Origin of the sequence: Halomonas sp. SIMBA_159 (genome assembly GCF_046536035.1) — a bacterium.
In the GTDB taxonomy this organism is placed as follows: domain Bacteria; phylum Pseudomonadota; class Gammaproteobacteria; order Pseudomonadales; family Halomonadaceae; genus Vreelandella; species Vreelandella venusta_A.
Genome location: NZ_JAWJBT010000001.1, coordinates 154,347 through 169,688 on the forward strand (window position 1 = coordinate 154,347; position 15,342 = coordinate 169,688).

At 57.6% G+C, this 15,342-nt stretch carries 14 protein-coding genes; 11 read left to right on the plus strand and 3 right to left on the minus strand.

Translation table 11 applies throughout. The annotated features are described in order from the left end of the window. The first annotated feature begins 17 nt into the window (after window positions 1-17). Together R0J87_RS00760 and ybiO are read left to right on the plus strand one after the other, a co-directional pair. Window positions 18-449, plus strand: coding sequence for a YqaA family protein (locus R0J87_RS00760; RefSeq protein WP_404464413.1), 432 nt, complete (start codon window positions 18-20; stop codon window positions 447-449). A gap of 201 nt (window positions 450-650) precedes the next feature. Further along, complete coding sequence (ybiO, locus tag R0J87_RS00765) at window positions 651-3,014, plus strand: mechanosensitive channel protein (protein WP_498883675.1); 2,364 nt, start codon at window positions 651-653, stop codon at window positions 3,012-3,014. A 55-nt stretch (window positions 3,015-3,069) separates the two neighbouring features. On the opposite strand, the gene R0J87_RS00770 is transcribed toward ybiO, so the two are convergent. Further along, a complete protein-coding gene (locus tag R0J87_RS00770) occupies window positions 3,070-3,828 on the minus strand; it encodes an SDR family oxidoreductase (RefSeq protein ID WP_498883677.1) in 759 nt (252 codons plus the stop codon). Between the two features lie 312 nt (window positions 3,829-4,140). Between R0J87_RS00770 and folK the strand changes: the two genes are divergently transcribed. Together folK and R0J87_RS00780 are read left to right on the plus strand one after the other, a co-directional pair. Continuing rightward, on the plus strand, window positions 4,141-4,587 hold the full coding sequence (gene folK, locus R0J87_RS00775) for a 2-amino-4-hydroxy-6-hydroxymethyldihydropteridine diphosphokinase (RefSeq protein WP_498883679.1): 447 nt from the start codon (window positions 4,141-4,143) through the stop codon (window positions 4,585-4,587). 125 nt (window positions 4,588-4,712) lie between these two features. Next, a complete protein-coding gene (locus tag R0J87_RS00780; RefSeq protein WP_498883681.1) occupies window positions 4,713-5,534 on the plus strand; it encodes a flagellin N-terminal helical domain-containing protein in 822 nt (273 codons plus the stop codon). A gap of 20 nt (window positions 5,535-5,554) precedes the next feature. On the opposite strand, the gene R0J87_RS00785 is transcribed toward R0J87_RS00780, so the two are convergent. Further along, on the minus strand, window positions 5,555-7,108 hold the full coding sequence (locus tag R0J87_RS00785; protein WP_404344173.1) for a BCCT family transporter: 1,554 nt from the start codon (window positions 7,106-7,108) through the stop codon (window positions 5,555-5,557). A 401-nt stretch (window positions 7,109-7,509) separates the two neighbouring features. On the opposite strand from R0J87_RS00785, the gene R0J87_RS00790 reads away from it, so the two are divergent. From R0J87_RS00790 to R0J87_RS00800, 3 genes are read left to right on the plus strand one after another with little or no spacing between them, the layout of a single operon-like run. After that, a complete protein-coding gene (locus R0J87_RS00790; protein ID WP_498883684.1) occupies window positions 7,510-8,565 on the plus strand; it encodes an ABC transporter substrate-binding protein in 1,056 nt (351 codons plus the stop codon). Further along, the gene (locus R0J87_RS00795; protein WP_404344169.1) at window positions 8,565-9,347 is read left to right on the plus strand and encodes an ABC transporter ATP-binding protein; all 783 of its coding nucleotides are present in this window, start codon (window positions 8,565-8,567) and stop codon (window positions 9,345-9,347) included. Before R0J87_RS00790 ends, R0J87_RS00795 begins: the two co-directional genes overlap by 1 nt. An 11-nt stretch (window positions 9,348-9,358) precedes the next feature. Then, window positions 9,359-10,129: an ABC transporter permease gene (locus R0J87_RS00800; protein ID WP_188639718.1), complete on the plus strand. Its 771-nt coding sequence runs from the start codon at window positions 9,359-9,361 to the stop codon at window positions 10,127-10,129. A 12-nt stretch (window positions 10,130-10,141) separates the two neighbouring features. On the opposite strand, the gene R0J87_RS00805 is transcribed toward R0J87_RS00800, so the two are convergent. Beyond that, window positions 10,142-10,879, minus strand: coding sequence for a DUF481 domain-containing protein (locus R0J87_RS00805; protein ID WP_498883792.1), 738 nt, complete (start codon window positions 10,877-10,879; stop codon window positions 10,142-10,144). Between the two features lie 136 nt (window positions 10,880-11,015). Here R0J87_RS00805 and R0J87_RS00810 point away from each other — a divergent pair, with 136 nt between their 5' ends. From R0J87_RS00810 to R0J87_RS00825, 4 genes are all read left to right on the plus strand, one after another. Beyond that, a complete protein-coding gene (locus tag R0J87_RS00810) occupies window positions 11,016-12,710 on the plus strand; it encodes an ATP-binding protein (RefSeq protein ID WP_498883687.1) in 1,695 nt (564 codons plus the stop codon). 31 nt (window positions 12,711-12,741) lie between these two features. Next, complete coding sequence (locus R0J87_RS00815) at window positions 12,742-13,473, plus strand: response regulator (RefSeq protein WP_498883689.1); 732 nt, start codon at window positions 12,742-12,744, stop codon at window positions 13,471-13,473. A gap of 247 nt (window positions 13,474-13,720) precedes the next feature. Continuing rightward, entirely contained in the window at window positions 13,721-14,713 is a 993-nt protein-coding gene (locus R0J87_RS00820) for a Bug family tripartite tricarboxylate transporter substrate binding protein (protein ID WP_498883691.1), read from the plus strand. 109 nt (window positions 14,714-14,822) lie between these two features. Further along, on the plus strand, window positions 14,823-15,305 hold the full coding sequence (locus tag R0J87_RS00825) for a tripartite tricarboxylate transporter TctB family protein (protein WP_498883693.1): 483 nt from the start codon (window positions 14,823-14,825) through the stop codon (window positions 15,303-15,305). Window positions 15,306-15,342 lie beyond the last annotated feature (37 nt).

A 15,342-nucleotide genomic window follows, 5' to 3' on the forward strand; every position in this document is an offset into this window, starting at 1 on the left:
CGTTAAGGTAACGTATCGTGTTTAGCCTGTTCTGGGTGGCGCTGGCCAGCGCCACCCTGTTGCCCGGTGGCTCTGAAGTGTGGTTGGCACGGCTCTGGTGTTTGGGCGAACCCGCCGTTGGCCTGTGGCTGGTTGCCACCGCTGGCAACACGCTGGGCAGTTTGATTAACGTGGCTCTTGGCCGCTACGCCAGGCAGTTTCAACACCGCCGTTGGTTTCCTGCATCTCCCCAAGGGCTTGCCCGTGCCGAGCGCTGGTATCACCGCTTTGGCGAAGCGAGCCTGCTACTCTCCTGGGTGCCCGTGATTGGCGACCCGCTGACCGTTCTGGCGGGCGTCATGCGCCTTTCCTGGTGGCGTGCACTACTGTGGATTGTGTTGGCCAAAGGTGCGCGCTATGGGCTGCTCATCGTGATGGCGCAGCAATGGTTAGCGCCCTACTGCCAATAAGTGGCAGCTGTTTTCATTGGCGCACCAAAAGCAGGCGCGTTAACGTCTCTTTCATTGAGGCATGTTACCCTAGTGGTTTTCTACCAGATCGTTATACAAAGCTTGCATTTTTAGCGGATGCACTATCCTGTGTTTAACATTAATACGTTGAATTTTAATGCGTGCAGGATGGCAAATACTCACCCAAAGGGAGGTTATGGTGTGACGTCACTACGTTTACTACCTTGGCTAGGCGTCTGGATGCTGACGCTGTTTGCCATGCTGGCCGGGCCAGCCATGGCACAAACCACATTAGGCGCGGAGAGTGAAGCGTCTGCTACCGTAGAGCAGCCCTCTTACTCAGCGCTGGCTGATCTGTTGGAGAATGAGCAGGCTCGTCAGGAGCTGATTGAGCTGTTGCGCAATCAAGCCTCAGAGCTGCCCGCTGGCGTTGCCGCCGAACTCTCACCCGAGGCCGCCGCTGCCGGTGGTAACGTGGCCCCAGAGGATGTCTCCCTCCCCCGTCAATTGGCTGAACTGACCAGCCGCATCGTTGGCGATGTGGGTGGCCAGATCGAGCAGGCCGTGGCGATTGTCGGCAATATGTTCTCTGGCCAGGGCACGGGTAGCAGCTTTGATATGGCGGCGTTTATCAGTGCCGCTATTAATCTTGGCATCGTGATTGTCGCCACCTTTGCGATCTTTATGGTGTTCCGTCGCTTGGCGAAGTCGCTGTTTACCAAGATCAGCGGCTGGTCGCAGCAGGGTACCGGCCTAACGCCGGTGCTGCGCTTGGTACTGTGTGTTGCCGTGGCCGCCGTGTTAGACGTGCTGCTGGTAGCGCTGGCGTACGTGGGCGGTAACCTGGTCGCCACCTTTGCCGTAGGTGAAACCGGTGAATTATCGACTCGGGCATCGCTGTTTTTAAACGCGTTCCTGATCATTGAGCTGTTGAAAGCCGGTGTGCGGATGCTGTTTTCCTCACGCTATGAAGGTCTTCGCCTGCTGCCAATCTCGGCCAAAGAAGCTTCTTACTGGAACCGCTGGCTGGCACGCCTGATTGGGATGGTCGGTTACGGCCTGATGGTCGTTGTGCCACTGGTTAACTTCTACATCGCTGCCACCTTGGGCCAAGCGGTAGGTACGTTGATCATGCTGCTGGCGTTTGTGTATGCCGTGGTCGTGGTGCTTAAAAACCGTCTGCGCCTGCGCGATAACCTTCAACTGATGAGTTCACGCTCGACGCTGACAGCCAGTCGCGTATCGCTGCAGCTGTTTGCCCGGACATGGCATCTGTTTGCACTGATCTACTTCTTGATGGTGTTTGTGCTGACGCTTACTCGCCCTGGTGATGCGCTGCCGTTTGTACTGTTTGCCACCTTGAAAACCCTCGGGGCGGTGGTCATTGGCCTGCTGCTTTCGGCCTTCTTAACCCAAACCATTGGCCGCCGTATCCAGCTTTCTGACGACCTGCGTCGTAAACTGCCGCTGCTGGAAGTGCGCCTGAATAGCTACGTGCCCAATGCGCTGCGCGTACTGCGAACGGTGATTGTGGTCGCGGTGATTATGGTGGTGTTAGATGCCTGGGGTGCCTTTAACTTGGCTGCCTGGTATGCCTCCGAGCGCGGTGCCAACTTGGTCGGTAACCTGATCAGCGTAACGGTGATTCTGATTGTGTCATTGGGCGTATGGCTGGGGTTGGCGAGCCTGATTGAGCATAAGCTCAACCCTGAAACTGGCCACGGTGAGCCTTCTGCCCGCGCTAAAACGCTGCTGAGCCTGTTCCGTAATGCGCTGGCCATTGCCATGGTGACTATCACCGGCATGATCTTGCTGTCGGAAATTGGCATCAATATCGGGCCGCTGATTGCCGGTGCCGGTGTCCTGGGTCTGGCGATTGGTTTTGGTGCCCAGAAGCTGGTGCAGGACGTCATTACCGGGGTGTTTATCCAGGTAGAAAACGCCATGAATACCGGCGATGTGGTCACCGTTGGGGGCGTGACCGGTACGGCAGAGCGTTTGAGTATCCGCTCGGTGGGGATTCGTGACCTTTCCGGTACGTACCACATCGTGCCGTTTTCCAGCGTCGACACCGTTTCTAACTACATGCGTGAGTACGGCAATCATGTGGGCGAATACGGCATTGGCTACAACGAGAGCATCGATGAAGCCATTGAACAGCTACAGCTCGCCTTTGAAGACCTTAAAGCTAGCGAAGAGCATGGCCAGAAACTGTTGGCCGATTTAACCGTGGCGGGTGTGACCGCGCTGGCGGATAGCTCGGTGAATATTCGCGTCGTGATTAAAACCACGCCGGGCGACCAGTGGGCCGTAGGCCGTGCCTACAACCGCTTAGTTAAGCTGCGCTTCGATGCAGCGGGTATCGAGATTCCGTTCCCGCACACCACGCTCTACTTTGGCGAAACCAAAGGAGGCAAGACGCCGCCTGCCAATGTGCGCGTTCTGGAAGCAAAAGCAGAAAGGAAGCGTACCGAGACAGCGCCGCTTGCGGAGCGTAGCGAATCCGCACTGGAGCATGAACCGGATCATCACAAGCCAGATCATGATGATGTGGATGAAACCTAAGCGTTCGCTTAAGTGAACCTATGAGGCCGCCTTCGGGCGGCCTCATTACGTTGGGTTAGCTGTGTCGCTCACCAGGGTAGTTTTCGGAGTGACGCCCCTCAAGGTTGATCGACTCACCGCCGTCCACGAACAGAATTTGTCCTGCGACAAAGTCGTTATCCAACAAATAGTGCAAAGCTTGTACAAGATGGGCAGGGTTGCCCTGATGATCCACCGGAATGCCCTCAATACGCCACTGAATATAGTCGCTGGTACGCTGTGAAGCAGGCAGCACAACACCCGGCGCAATACCGTTAATCCGCAGGCGCGGTGCAAATTCAAGCGCGGCCATACGCGTCATTTCCGCTAGGCTTTTTTTCGATAACAAATAAGCCGCATAGGGGTACTGGTGGTAGGCCACTTTGTTATCAATGATATTAATGACCTGACCGTTCTCCACCGCTTCTGCAAAGTGCCGTGTCAGCAGCAGCGGCGTAAACATATTGACCCTAAACTGGGTTTCCAGCATGGACATATCGGTGCCCGCAATGGGGGCCGGCTCATAGGCAGAAGCGCTATTTAACAGCACGTTCAAACCAGGAAAGCGCGTTTTAGCCCGTGTTACTAACGTTTCCAGAGAATCCTCTAAAAAGTTGCAGGGCAAAATTTCACACTCACGTCCCTTGGCGCGAATGACCGCGGCCACTTCCTCGGCTTCCCCTCGGGAGCTATTCACATGCAGGGCAATATCAAAGCCTTTATCGGCGAGTGCTTCAGCAAAGTAGCGGCCCAGGCGTGTAGCGCCGCCCGTTACAAGTGCAGCAGGTGTTGGCATGGTGTTTCCCTCGCAGTCGGTAGGTGGGGTGATGCTTGGTTATTTCGCGATAAGCAAGACTCTCTGCGTGAGCGCAGCGTTTGTCAATAACTTGTACAGAGCTTGAACAAAATAGCCAGCGAGCTACTCTGTCCGTGGGCGGTCCGCTTTTGTTTCCACAGGCTGTGTTTTTCGCAAGCCGAGCTCTTCACAAGCTGAGGCCTTAGCAAACATCATTTTGACGGCTTTAGCGGATCAGCGCCCCTCACGGAACGTCACGGCTGTTATTGAAAACGTTATCAGAATGCTTGTCTCTTACTCTGGGATGTCGCTATGCCTTCAATGTCGTCACATGCAACGCCAGCACCGGTCCAACACGAGTGCGTGATCTCGCTGGGCACAAACATCGAGCCAGAACATCACTTTGCCCGAGCGCTTGAGATCTTAAACAGTGAATGTGGGCTGCTGGCCAGATCAGAGGCAGTGCGTACCGCGCCGGTAGGCTTTCAGCACCAGCCCGACTTTCTGAATGCCGCGCTGCTGGTGCGTACGACGCTGGAGCGTGACGCTTTTAAGGCCTACCTAAAAGAGGTGGAGCACCGACTTGGCCGTGTTCGCGGGCCGATCAAATCCGGTCCACGCACCATGGATTTAGACATCGTCGCATGGGATGGTGAGGTGATTGATGAGGGCTACTATCAGCATGATTACGTCCGCAGGCCGGTGGATGAGGTCTTAGCCGTTAGCGGCCGCTCTCTTAGTGCAAGCACACTGCCTTAGCCGCTGGGTGACAGCTTGGCGGCTAGGGTGAAAATATAAGATAGGCAAAGGCTCACGTTTACTGGAAGCAGGCCGATATTTACGCTAGCCCCGCACTGTTTGCGTTCACTTCCGAGGTCACGCCCGTGCTCAGCCTTGCGACTAATATTACGTCGCTACTGGTGATGAATAATCTACGCAGTAGCCAGCAAGCGATGCAGACCTCTATGGAGCGTCTGTCGTCTGGGCTGCGTATTAATAGCGCCAAGGATGACCCGGCAGGCCAGGCGATTGCCAATCGCATGGGCGCACAAATTCGCGGTATGAACCAGGCGATCCGCAATACCAACGACGGTATCTCTATGGTGCAAACCGCCGAAGGGTCGTTGGACCTGATCAACGATAGTTTGCAGCGTATCCGCGAACTCAGCGTTCAGGCGCTCAACGGCACCAATTCCTCAGAAGATCGGGCGTCTATTCAGTTAGAGATCGACCAACGGTTGGAAGAGATTGACCGCGTCGCTGAGCAGAGCAACTTTAACGGCATTCAGCTGATCGAGAGCGATAAAACGCTCAATATTCAGGTAGGGGCCAACGCCGGGGATGTGATTGGCGTGAGCTTTTCGGCGATTGGGCGTCAGGCGCTGGGGTTGGATAACTTCAGCGTATTAGATGATGGCTCGGCCACGCCCAAGCCGATGGATGTCGTGGATGAAGCCATGAAGCAGGTCGACCGCCAGCGCAGCTATTTAGGGGCGGTGCAGAACCGCTTCGAGAGCGTCATTGACGGGCTTAACACCAACATCATTAACACCTCTGCTGCCCAGTCGCGTATTCAAGACGCCGACTATGCGCAAGAAGTCTCCAACCTTATTCGCGCCCAACTGCTTCAGCAGGTGGGCATCGCGATGCTGACCCGGGTGAACCAACAGCCGCAGATGATTCTGCGGCTGTTGGAAGGGCTGTAGTTAGAAGCCGCCCATCACCGTTAGTCGATGATGCCTTGTTCACGCGCCATGGCGTAAGCCGCCTGCGGGCCGTTCCACAGCGAGGGCAGCAGAATCAGCGACACCGGGATCGCGGTGATCACGATAAACTGCTGCAGCGCGCCAATTTGACCTGCGCCCATATACAGCAGCACGGCCGCCATCAGGGCCATCGCAATGCCCCAAAAAGCGCGCATGTAAGGGCTAGGGTCATCATGGCCTGCGCCGACAACGGCAATCGCGTAGCTCATGGAGTCGCCGGTGGTGGCCACAAAAATCGTGGTCAGCAGCAGAATCGCCAGTGCCATCCAGGTGCCGCCGGGCAGCGCTTGAGCCACCGTGAGGGTCGCCACGTCAAACTGGAAGTTATTGAGCGCTTCGGTCAGGTCAATTACCCCGGTCAACTGATAGTAAATGCCGGAGCCGCCCAGTAGCGTAAACCATACGGTAGTGGCAATCGGAGCGAGTACGGCAACCGCCAGAATCATTTCACGAATGCTGCGGCCCCGTGAAATGCGCGCCACGAAAATCGCCATCAGCGGTGCATAGCCGATAAACCAAGCAAAGAAGAACACCGTCCACCACTGCATCCACCACGCCGGGGCGGTTTCAGCGGTCATCGTGGCCATGGTGAAAAACTCGCTGACATACGCGCCCATGCTGGAAACGTAGGTGTTCACCAAAAACAGCGTGGGGCCGAACACGATAATCACGGCGCCGATCGCTAACGCCAGCAGTACGTTGAAGCGGCTCAGCAGTTGGATGCCTTTATGCACCCCGCTCATCGAAGAGAGCACATAAATAGTGCCCAGCACGGCCAGAATCATCAGCTGCCCGGTGTAGCCTTCCGGCAGGCCAAACAGCTCATGCAGGCCAAAGCTCACCTGAGTTGCCAAAAAGCCGATGGGGCCTACCGTGCCTGCCACTAAGGCAATCACGCAGCAGGCATCCACTAAGCCGCCCAGCGGGCCACGCATCAAGCGTTCACCAAAAATCGGGTAGAGCAATGTGCGCGGCTGCAGCGGTTGGCCTTTCACGTAGTGGGCGTGTGCCAGCACCACGGCGGTGAGTGAGCCTAGTACCGCCCAGGCCATAAAGCCCCAGTGCATAAACGACTGCGCCAGCGCGCCGGAGACCGCTTCAGCGGTGCCCGCTTCGGTATCAAAGGCGGGAGGAGTGACCACAAAGTGGTACACCGGCTCGCCTGCGGCAAAAAACACCCCGCCACCGGCTAACAGCGTACATAGAATGATCGAGAGCCACTTAAACGTGCTCATTTCTGGTGCATCGAGATTGCCGATCTTAGCTTTTGCCGCAGGCGTTAACGCCACGCCAATAGCGATAAAAAACGTTAGCAGAAGCAGCAGCTGGAAATAGCTGCCCAGCACCAGCGCGGTCCAAGCAAAGCCTGCGCTGATGGAATTGGCGACTAGGTCAATGTCGTAAAACGAAAGCGCTAGAAATGCCACGATGAAGCCGATGCTGAGCACCAGCACAATAGGGTCACCGAGGGAAAACCGCGAAGGCCCCTCGGCGCGTTGGGCAGGTTGGTTCATGTTGAACACCTATTTTGGGATGGGAGTGTGCAGGAAAGTGCGGGAGCAGAACCAATAGCTTAACAAACCGTAGCGTGAGCAGACTTAACGCCTCTGGTTGCTACTGCTGGAAAGCGAGTGGTGGCGCTCATTTTCAGAACAAAAAAAAGCGCCATTCAATGAATGGCGCGAGGACAGGAAACTGCGCATAGTATACCGCCGAGTTAGACCAAAGTCTAACGGTTAGGGCGAAAATGTTTGAAGTTGGTGCGTATCTGAGTGTGGCTGCACCATTTTGGGCGATCAGTAGGCGGTCTGAGCTGTCGGAAGCTCTATAACGCTATGAATAAACAGTAAAAATAAAAAAATGGCAGTATTGCTGCAACGGTCAGGCAACGATTGTATACAAGGTGCTCTGACCCATGACACAACTCCCCAGCTTGGCCAAATCCTGCTTTCTCTCCAGCGCCCTCTGTGGCGTTGCGCTGTCGCTACTGCCGACGAGCGCTCTGGCAGACATGACGCCCATCCGTTTCCAGCTCGACTGGCGGTTCGAAGGCCCCGCCGCCCCATTTTTGATGGCGGCTGAGAAAGGCTACTTCGCTGAAGAGGGCTTGGAGGTGCAGATTGATTCCGGCAGCGGCTCGGCGGGGGCGGTGAACCGGGTCGCCTCTGGGGCGTATGAGATGGGCTTTGGCGACCTGAACGCGCTGGTCGAATTCCTGGCGGAAAACCCCGAAGGTCCAGGTATTCAGGGCGTGTATATCGTCTATGACGGCACGCCTGCGGCGGTATTTGCCCGTAAGGAGAGCGGGATCGAAAGCCCCGCCGACCTAGCGGGCAAAACCATTGCCGCGCCTGCCTTTGATACCGGCTACCGCGCGTGGGGCATCTTCGCCGCTGCCAACGGCCTGGAAGCCGATGCGGTTGAGTGGCAGAACGTCGACCCTACGCTGCGTGAGACGCTGCTGACCCGTGGCGACGTGGATGCCATCACCGGGTTCTACTTCACCAGCCTGCTGAACCTAGAAGAGCGCGGGATGAGTGAAGATGATCTGACCATTATGCCGTTCCCGGACTATGGCGTGCCGCTCTACGGCAACGCAATTCTGGCCAGCGAAGCCTTCGCGGAAGCCAATCCAGAAGCGGTTCAGGGATTTTTACGCGCCTTTAACCGCGCACTGGGTGAAACGCTGGCCGACCCGGAAGCCGCCATCGAGTACGTGAAAAACCGCGATGGCTTGATTGATGTGGAGATGGAAACCCGCCGTTTGAAGCTGGCGCTGGAGAGCGTGGTGGATACCCCCGATGCCCGCGAGTTTGGCGTGGGCGGCGTGGATGACGAGCGGTTAATGCAGGCGATTCAACTGGTGGCGGATGCCTATGACCTGCCCACGCTGCCGTCGCCCGACCAAGTGTTTGATTCCCGCTACCTACCGCCGGTAGAAGAGCGCATGCTGCTGCCGGAGGCCGAGTAATGTCGGCAGCGTTTGTCCGCTTTGATGACGTAAGCCTGGCCTACGACGGCACCGGCAACGCCATTGAGGATATTAATCTCGATATCCACGAAGGCGAGTTTGTCGCCTTCGTGGGGCCTTCCGGGTGCGGTAAATCCACCTTTATGAAGCTATGCACCGGGCTGCACGCGCCCACCCAGGGCAGCGTGCGCGTGGATGATGCACCCGTGACCGGGCCGCTGAAAATCTCAGGCATGGCGTTTCAGAACGCCAACCTGCTGCCCTGGCGCACCACCCTGGATAACGTGCTGCTGCCGCTGGAAATCGTCGAGCCCTACCGGCGGCAGTTCCGTCAGCGCCGGGAGGAGTTTGTGGGCTGGGCGCGGGATTTGCTTGCCACGGTGGGCTTGGCCGAGCACGAAGATAAATACCCCTGGCAGCTCTCGGGGGGTATGCAGCAGCGAGCCTCGATTTGTCGCGCGCTGATTCATCGGCCGCGCCTGCTAATGCTGGATGAGCCCTTTGGCGCGCTGGATGCTTTCACCCGCGAAGAGCTTTGGTGTGTGCTGCGGGATTTATGGGAAGCCCAGCGGTTTACCGTGGTGCTGGTAACTCACGACCTGCGTGAAGCCGCGTTCTTAGCCGATACGGTCTACGTGATGAGCCGCCGCCCTGGTCGCGTGATTGAGCGCCGCACCATTGAGCTGCCCCGGCCTCGGGCGCTGGAAACCACCTACGAGAAGCCTTTTATCGATCTGGTGCAGGAACTACGCGCCCAGATTGGCGAAGTGCGCAGTACCTAACGGACATGAATATGACCCATAACAGCAAGCTGATTGAACGGCTAGCGCCCTGGATCGCCGTGGCTGTCCTGGTGGTCGTGTGGGAAGCCTCGGTGAGGCTCTTCAACGTACCCAGCTTTATCTTCCCAAGCGCGTTAGACACCCTACAAGCGCTGGTGACGTATTCAGGGCCGATTGCCATGCACTCCTGGCAAACGTTTTGGACCACGCTGATCGGTTTTGGCTTGGGCGTAGTGGTGGGGCTGGTACTGGGCTTTATCGTCGGCTCGTCGCGCTTTCTCTATAACGCCTGCTACCCGCTATTAGTGGGGTTTAACGCCATCCCGAAAGTCGCTTTTGTGCCCATTCTGGTGGTCTGGTTTGGGATTGGCTCAGTGCCCGCCATCCTCACCGCGTTTTTGATCTGCTTTTTCCCCATCGTGGTGAATGTGGCCACGGGCCTAGCGACGCTGGAGCCCGAAATGGAGGATGTGCTGCGTGTGTTGGGTGCGCGGCGTATCGATGTGCTGCTCAAGGTGGGCCTGCCGCGCTCGCTGCCGTACTTTTTTGCCTCGCTCAAAATTGCCATCACCCTGGCGTTTGTGGGCACGGTGGTGTCGGAAACCGTGGCGTCTAACCAAGGCATTGGCTACCTGATGATGAGCGCTGGTTCACAGATGCGCATGGGCCTCGTGTTCGCCGGGCTGCTGGTGATCAGTGCCATGGCCATGGTGATGTATGAGCTATTTGCACTGCTAGAAAAACGCATGACCGGATGGGCCCACCGGGGGCAGAACCGCTAGCGGCCACCGCGCTTACCAGCTATACAGCAGCGAGGCGCTGGTGGTGGTGTCGGTGCGCTCGCTGGCGTCTTCCGGGGGCTGGGAGTTGTGCTTCACTTCATAAGATAGGCGCAGCGACAGCTTGGCGTTAAGCCGAGCGGTCAGCGCCGTCAGCGAGCGGGCGGTGGTATTCTCATCGGTATACTCCACCGACATCTCCTGGGCGATATCGGCGTACTCCGAAAACCGGTAGCGGTAGTCCAGTGCGGTGTAGGCCACGGGCAGCTGCTGATTGTCTTCGTCTCGCAGGCGGTCATTGCGATACCCCGGCCCCGCTTCTAATGAGAGCGTATGCTGTTTATTTTCCAGCAGCTGCCGCCCATAGCCGCCAATCACCGAGAGCTGCTGGTCGTACCCTGCAAAGCGGTCCTTCTCCCAGCGGGCGAAGCCAAACAGATAGTGAGGGCCGCTAAAGTCGTAGCGCTCACGCCCGGCCAATAAGTACTGTTCGGCGCTGGTTTCGCCATCCTTACTGACATTACGCACTTCAGCGCGTAGCGAATGGGTCAAATGTCCCGTTAGCCAGGTTAAGCGGGTTTTTCCGATCAGGGTTTGGCTATCCGTATTGCCAGAAAGATGGGTAAAACCAAGCTCCGCATCGCCGCTAAATTCGGGAGTATCCGCTTTCGGAGGCGGCGGCGCATAGAACGGCGAGGCCGCAACGCCGGTCACCCAAAATGCGCCGCTAGTGAATACCAGTGAGCGTAGCAAATGTCGCACGTAACTCCTCCTTGAGCTTGGGTTTATTAAGTGGCTGCTTATAAGCAAAGTGAGGCGAAAGCGCAACGACTAACGCCGCTTGGCGCTGCGTGCCATAATGACGCTGTCGCGCATTGTGAGTTCCCTTATGACCGCCCCACGCCCTAGAACGCTGGCCGAATTACAGCGCTGGCGCCGTACCCGCGCCAAGCGCCGCTGGTATAAGCGCAGTTTCCGCCTGCAGGTTATGGTGCTGGTGGGGTTGCTGCTAGCGGGCATGCTGCTGGCTCAGGGCACTTATCTTAATCATCGCAAAGCTGAAATTATTACTCACCAAATGGGTGAGCGGGCATTGGCTGTGGCAAAAACCGTGGCCGGTATGCCGCAGATTGTAAACGCCTTTGCTACGCCTGACCCCTCTTTCATTATTCAGCCCCTGGCCGAGCGCGTGCGCCAAGAAACCGGTGCGCGCTACGTGGTAGTGGGCAACGCCCAATCAATCCGCTATTCCCACCCTGTGCCAGAGCGTATCGGCCAGCCCATGGTGGGCGGCGATAATGACCAGGCGCTGATCTATGGCCAGTCGTATGTCTCCGAAGCCACCGGTACGCTAGGCACCGCCATGCGCGGCAAAACGCCGATATGGGATGAAGAGGGCAACATTATCGGGGTGGTTTCGGTGGGCTTTATGCTCGACCGCGTCGATATGGACGTGGCCCGCTACACCAGCCTCGGCTGGGCGCTCGTCGCGTTGATGATCATGCTCGGATTTGCCGGGGCTTACTGGCTATCGCAGCACCTTAAAAAGATCATCCTAGGCTTAGAGCCTTACGAAATTGCCCGCTTGGCGATGGAAAAAGAAGCCATCCTGCAGTCGATTCACGAAGGCATTCTCGCCGTGAATCGAGATGGTCATATCACCCTGGTGAACCAGCAGGCGCGGCGCTTTTTAGAGCTGCCGGATGAGCACGTGCTGCTAGGGCAGCCGATCCGTGAGGTGGTGCCCAACTCGCGGCTGTTGGAAGTCTTGAAGCACGGCGAGCAGGAGTTTGACCAGGAGATGTGGCTGGGGGACCACCCAGTGGTGGTCAACCGCGTGCCCATTCTGCATGAAGGCGAAATAGAAGGGGCCGTGGCCACCTTCCGTAGCCGCCGGGAAATTATCGACCTCTCCCAGGCGCTTACCCAGGCCAGCCGCGATGTGGATATGCTGCGCGCCCAGGCCCACGAGTTCTCCAACAAGCTCTACACCATCTCCGGGCTGTTGCAGCTCCAGCGCATCGACGAAGCGCTGGCGCTGATTCATCAGGAAACCGAGCGCGCCCAGGCGCAAATGAGCTTTTTGATGCGCCACGTGGCGGATGCGGTACTGAGCGGCACGCTGCTAGGCAAACTTACCCGCGCCCGCGAGCTGGGCGTTGCTCTGGAGATCGATGAGCAGAGCTCGCTCTCCTGCCCACTAACGCCCACCGGCCAAGAAGTGATGATGAGCGTGGTGGGTAACTTACTGGATAACGCCTGCCACGCCGCGCTCAACGGCCCCCACGGTGACCAGCCAACAGTGCGGCTGTTTTTCACCGATCTGGGCGAGCAGCTGCTGATCGAAGTAGAAGATAACGGTGCAGGGGTGCCTGCCGAGCACGCGGAGTCGATTTTTGCCGACGGGTTTTCCACCAAAACCGGCAAGCATCGGGGGATTGGGCTCGCCCTGGTGGATAGGCTGTGCCGCCAGCACGGGGGCGCGGTAACGCTCGAAGAGAGCGAGCTGGGGGGCGCGTGCTTTACTGCCGTGCTGGACCGCTCACTATGCGCCGATCCTGCCACGCAGCCCCTGACCTCATAACGAGATCATGACGACAATAAGAGGACACCGCATGTCTGCGACGCAATACGGCATTTTGGTCGTCGAAGACGATTTTCGCATCGCCGATATCCACCGCGCCTTTATCGAGCAGAGCGAGGGCTTTTACGTGGTGGGCATGGCGCGTAACGGCAGCGAAGCTAAAGCGCTGATGGCACAGCATGCTGCAGAGATTCAATTGATTTTATTGGATGCCTACCTGCCGGATGTCGAAGGGCTAGAGCTGCTTTGGGCCATCCGCCGAGACTATGTGCATGTGGATATTGTGATGGTGACGGCCGCCAAAGAGGTAGAAACCATTAGCGAGGCGCTGCGTGGCGGAGTGTTTGATTACCTGATCAAACCCATTGAAGCTGGGCGCATGAACCAGATGCTGACCCGTTTTCGCCGCGAACGCGAAGCGCTGGCCAACCGTGCTGAGATGAGCCAGGACGAGCTGGACCATGTGCTGGCGCGCGTGACGCCCAGTGAGCCTGCACGCGCCACGCACCGAGCGTTACCAAAAGGTATCGACCGGTTAACGCTGCGCCGCGTGCTGGATGCCTTGGCAACAGAGCCTGATTCACTCACCGCCATGCAGGTGGCGCGTACGATGGGCGCTAGCCGTTCAACCGCACGGCGTTATTTAGAATATCTCGTGGCAGAACAAGCGGTGAGCGCAGAGCTAGGCTATGGCGATGTGGGCCGCCCTGAGCGCCGCTATCGGCTGCTGGAAGCCGCGAAAGGGTGGCTGGAAGCGCTGTAATGTAATAGCCGTGAACAAAATGAACAAAACGCACAAAAAGAACAGTTTGTTGTTAATGGTCACAAGCTTGCCGGTAGGGGTGGCACTCTTCTAACGTTCACTGCGTAACCACACAAAGCTAACCACCGAGCGCCAAGCGCTGCTGGTTAGTCGTGCTTTTGGTTCATTATTCGGCGCACACAATAATCCGCGCCAACCAAAACACCGTATTAACAATAACGCCTGAACAATAATGTGGAGAACGCCAATGACTACGCTTTCCTTGAAGCGCATCGCCGTGCTTGCCCTGCCGATGGCTGCCCTCGCCATGACGACCTCTGCCCAAGCGCAAGAGTGGACGCCCAGCAAGTCCATCGAGTTCATCGCCCCCGCAAACCCTGGCGGCGGTTGGGATACGCTGGTACGCACCATGTCCCGCGTAATTCAGCAAGAATCCCTGGCCGATGAGAGCTTCGCAGCGATCAACGTACCCGGCGGCGGCGGTGCGGTTGCTTGGGCTCAGGTAGCTCGCGACAACGGTAATCCGCATAAACTGTTCGCCACTAGCCCACCGATGATTCTGGTGCCGCTGGCCGGCGCTTCGCGTTTTGATCACACTGACTTTACGCCGATCGCCCGTATCAATACGGATTACTCGATCATTCTGGTCGCGGCAGATTCAGAGTACCAAGACCTTGAAGACCTGTTTACAGCGCTGAAAGCCAACCCCGGCCTGAGCGTGGGTGGCGGTAGTGCACCGGGCTCTATGGACCATATCTCTGTGGCAGGCCTTGCGTCGGCAGCCGGTATGGAGGCCTCTTCGGTGAACTATATTCCGTTCTCCGGTGGTGGCGATGCCATGACCAACCTGATGGGCGGCCATATTGAAGCGGTGATTGGCGGTGCCGGTGAAGCCGTTGGCCAATTGGGCGAAGGCAGCCAGCTGCGCGCGCTGGGCGTCTCTTCTGAAGAGCGTCTGGGCGGCGGTTTAGCGGATGTGCCCACCTACCAAGAGCAAGGTTTCGACTACACCTTCGATATCTGGCGCGGCGTGATGGGCGCACCTGAAATGCCGGAAGAAGCGGTGGCCTACTACGAAGAGCTCTTCGCCGACATGCTGGAAACAAACGCCTGGCGTGAAGCCAGCGACCAGCTGGGCTGGATTGATGCCTACCAGAATAGCGAAGAGTTTGGCGCGTTCCTGGATCAGCAGCAAGAGCAGTTCAGCAGCGTCCTGACCGACCTGGGCCTGATGCGTTAATACCGTCAGCGCCCGTTAGAGATAGCCCGGCGGCGCATCCGCCGCCGGGACTTCGTCTGTTACCGCGAGGGCCAGTGCGCAAGGCGTGGGCTCCTTCGGAGAAATCCCAATGACTCGATTAAATGTGAACCAGTGGCTAGCGCTCGTGCTGGCGCTGGTAGCGGCTGCTTATTTGGCCATGGCCTGGCAAATCCCTACGTTTCCTCTACCGCGTCCGGTGGACTCCGACCTGTTTCCTAAAGTGTTGGGTGTCTCCCTGCTGCTGTTAGCCACGCTGCTATTTTTTGAAAAGCCGAGCGCCATTGCTGGGTCGGATGAAATTGATCATGAGGCGACTAACGGCCCGCTGCTGTTCACTCCCTGGGCGCGTGTCATCGTGACCGCGTTGGCCATTGCCGCCTATGCGTTCTTGCTGGTGCCGCTGGGTTTTGTGCTGGCCTCCACGCTGCTAAGTGTGGGTTTAACCGCCTATTACGGCTATCGCCGCCATGGCGTCAACCTAGCGGCATCGCTGGGTGTGGTGCTGGCCCTTTACCTGACCATGACACGGGTAATGGATGTTTACCTACCCACGGGCGTACTGCCGTTCTAAACACGGCATGCGGTTGCACCTGTAGCGGGTTTTAACG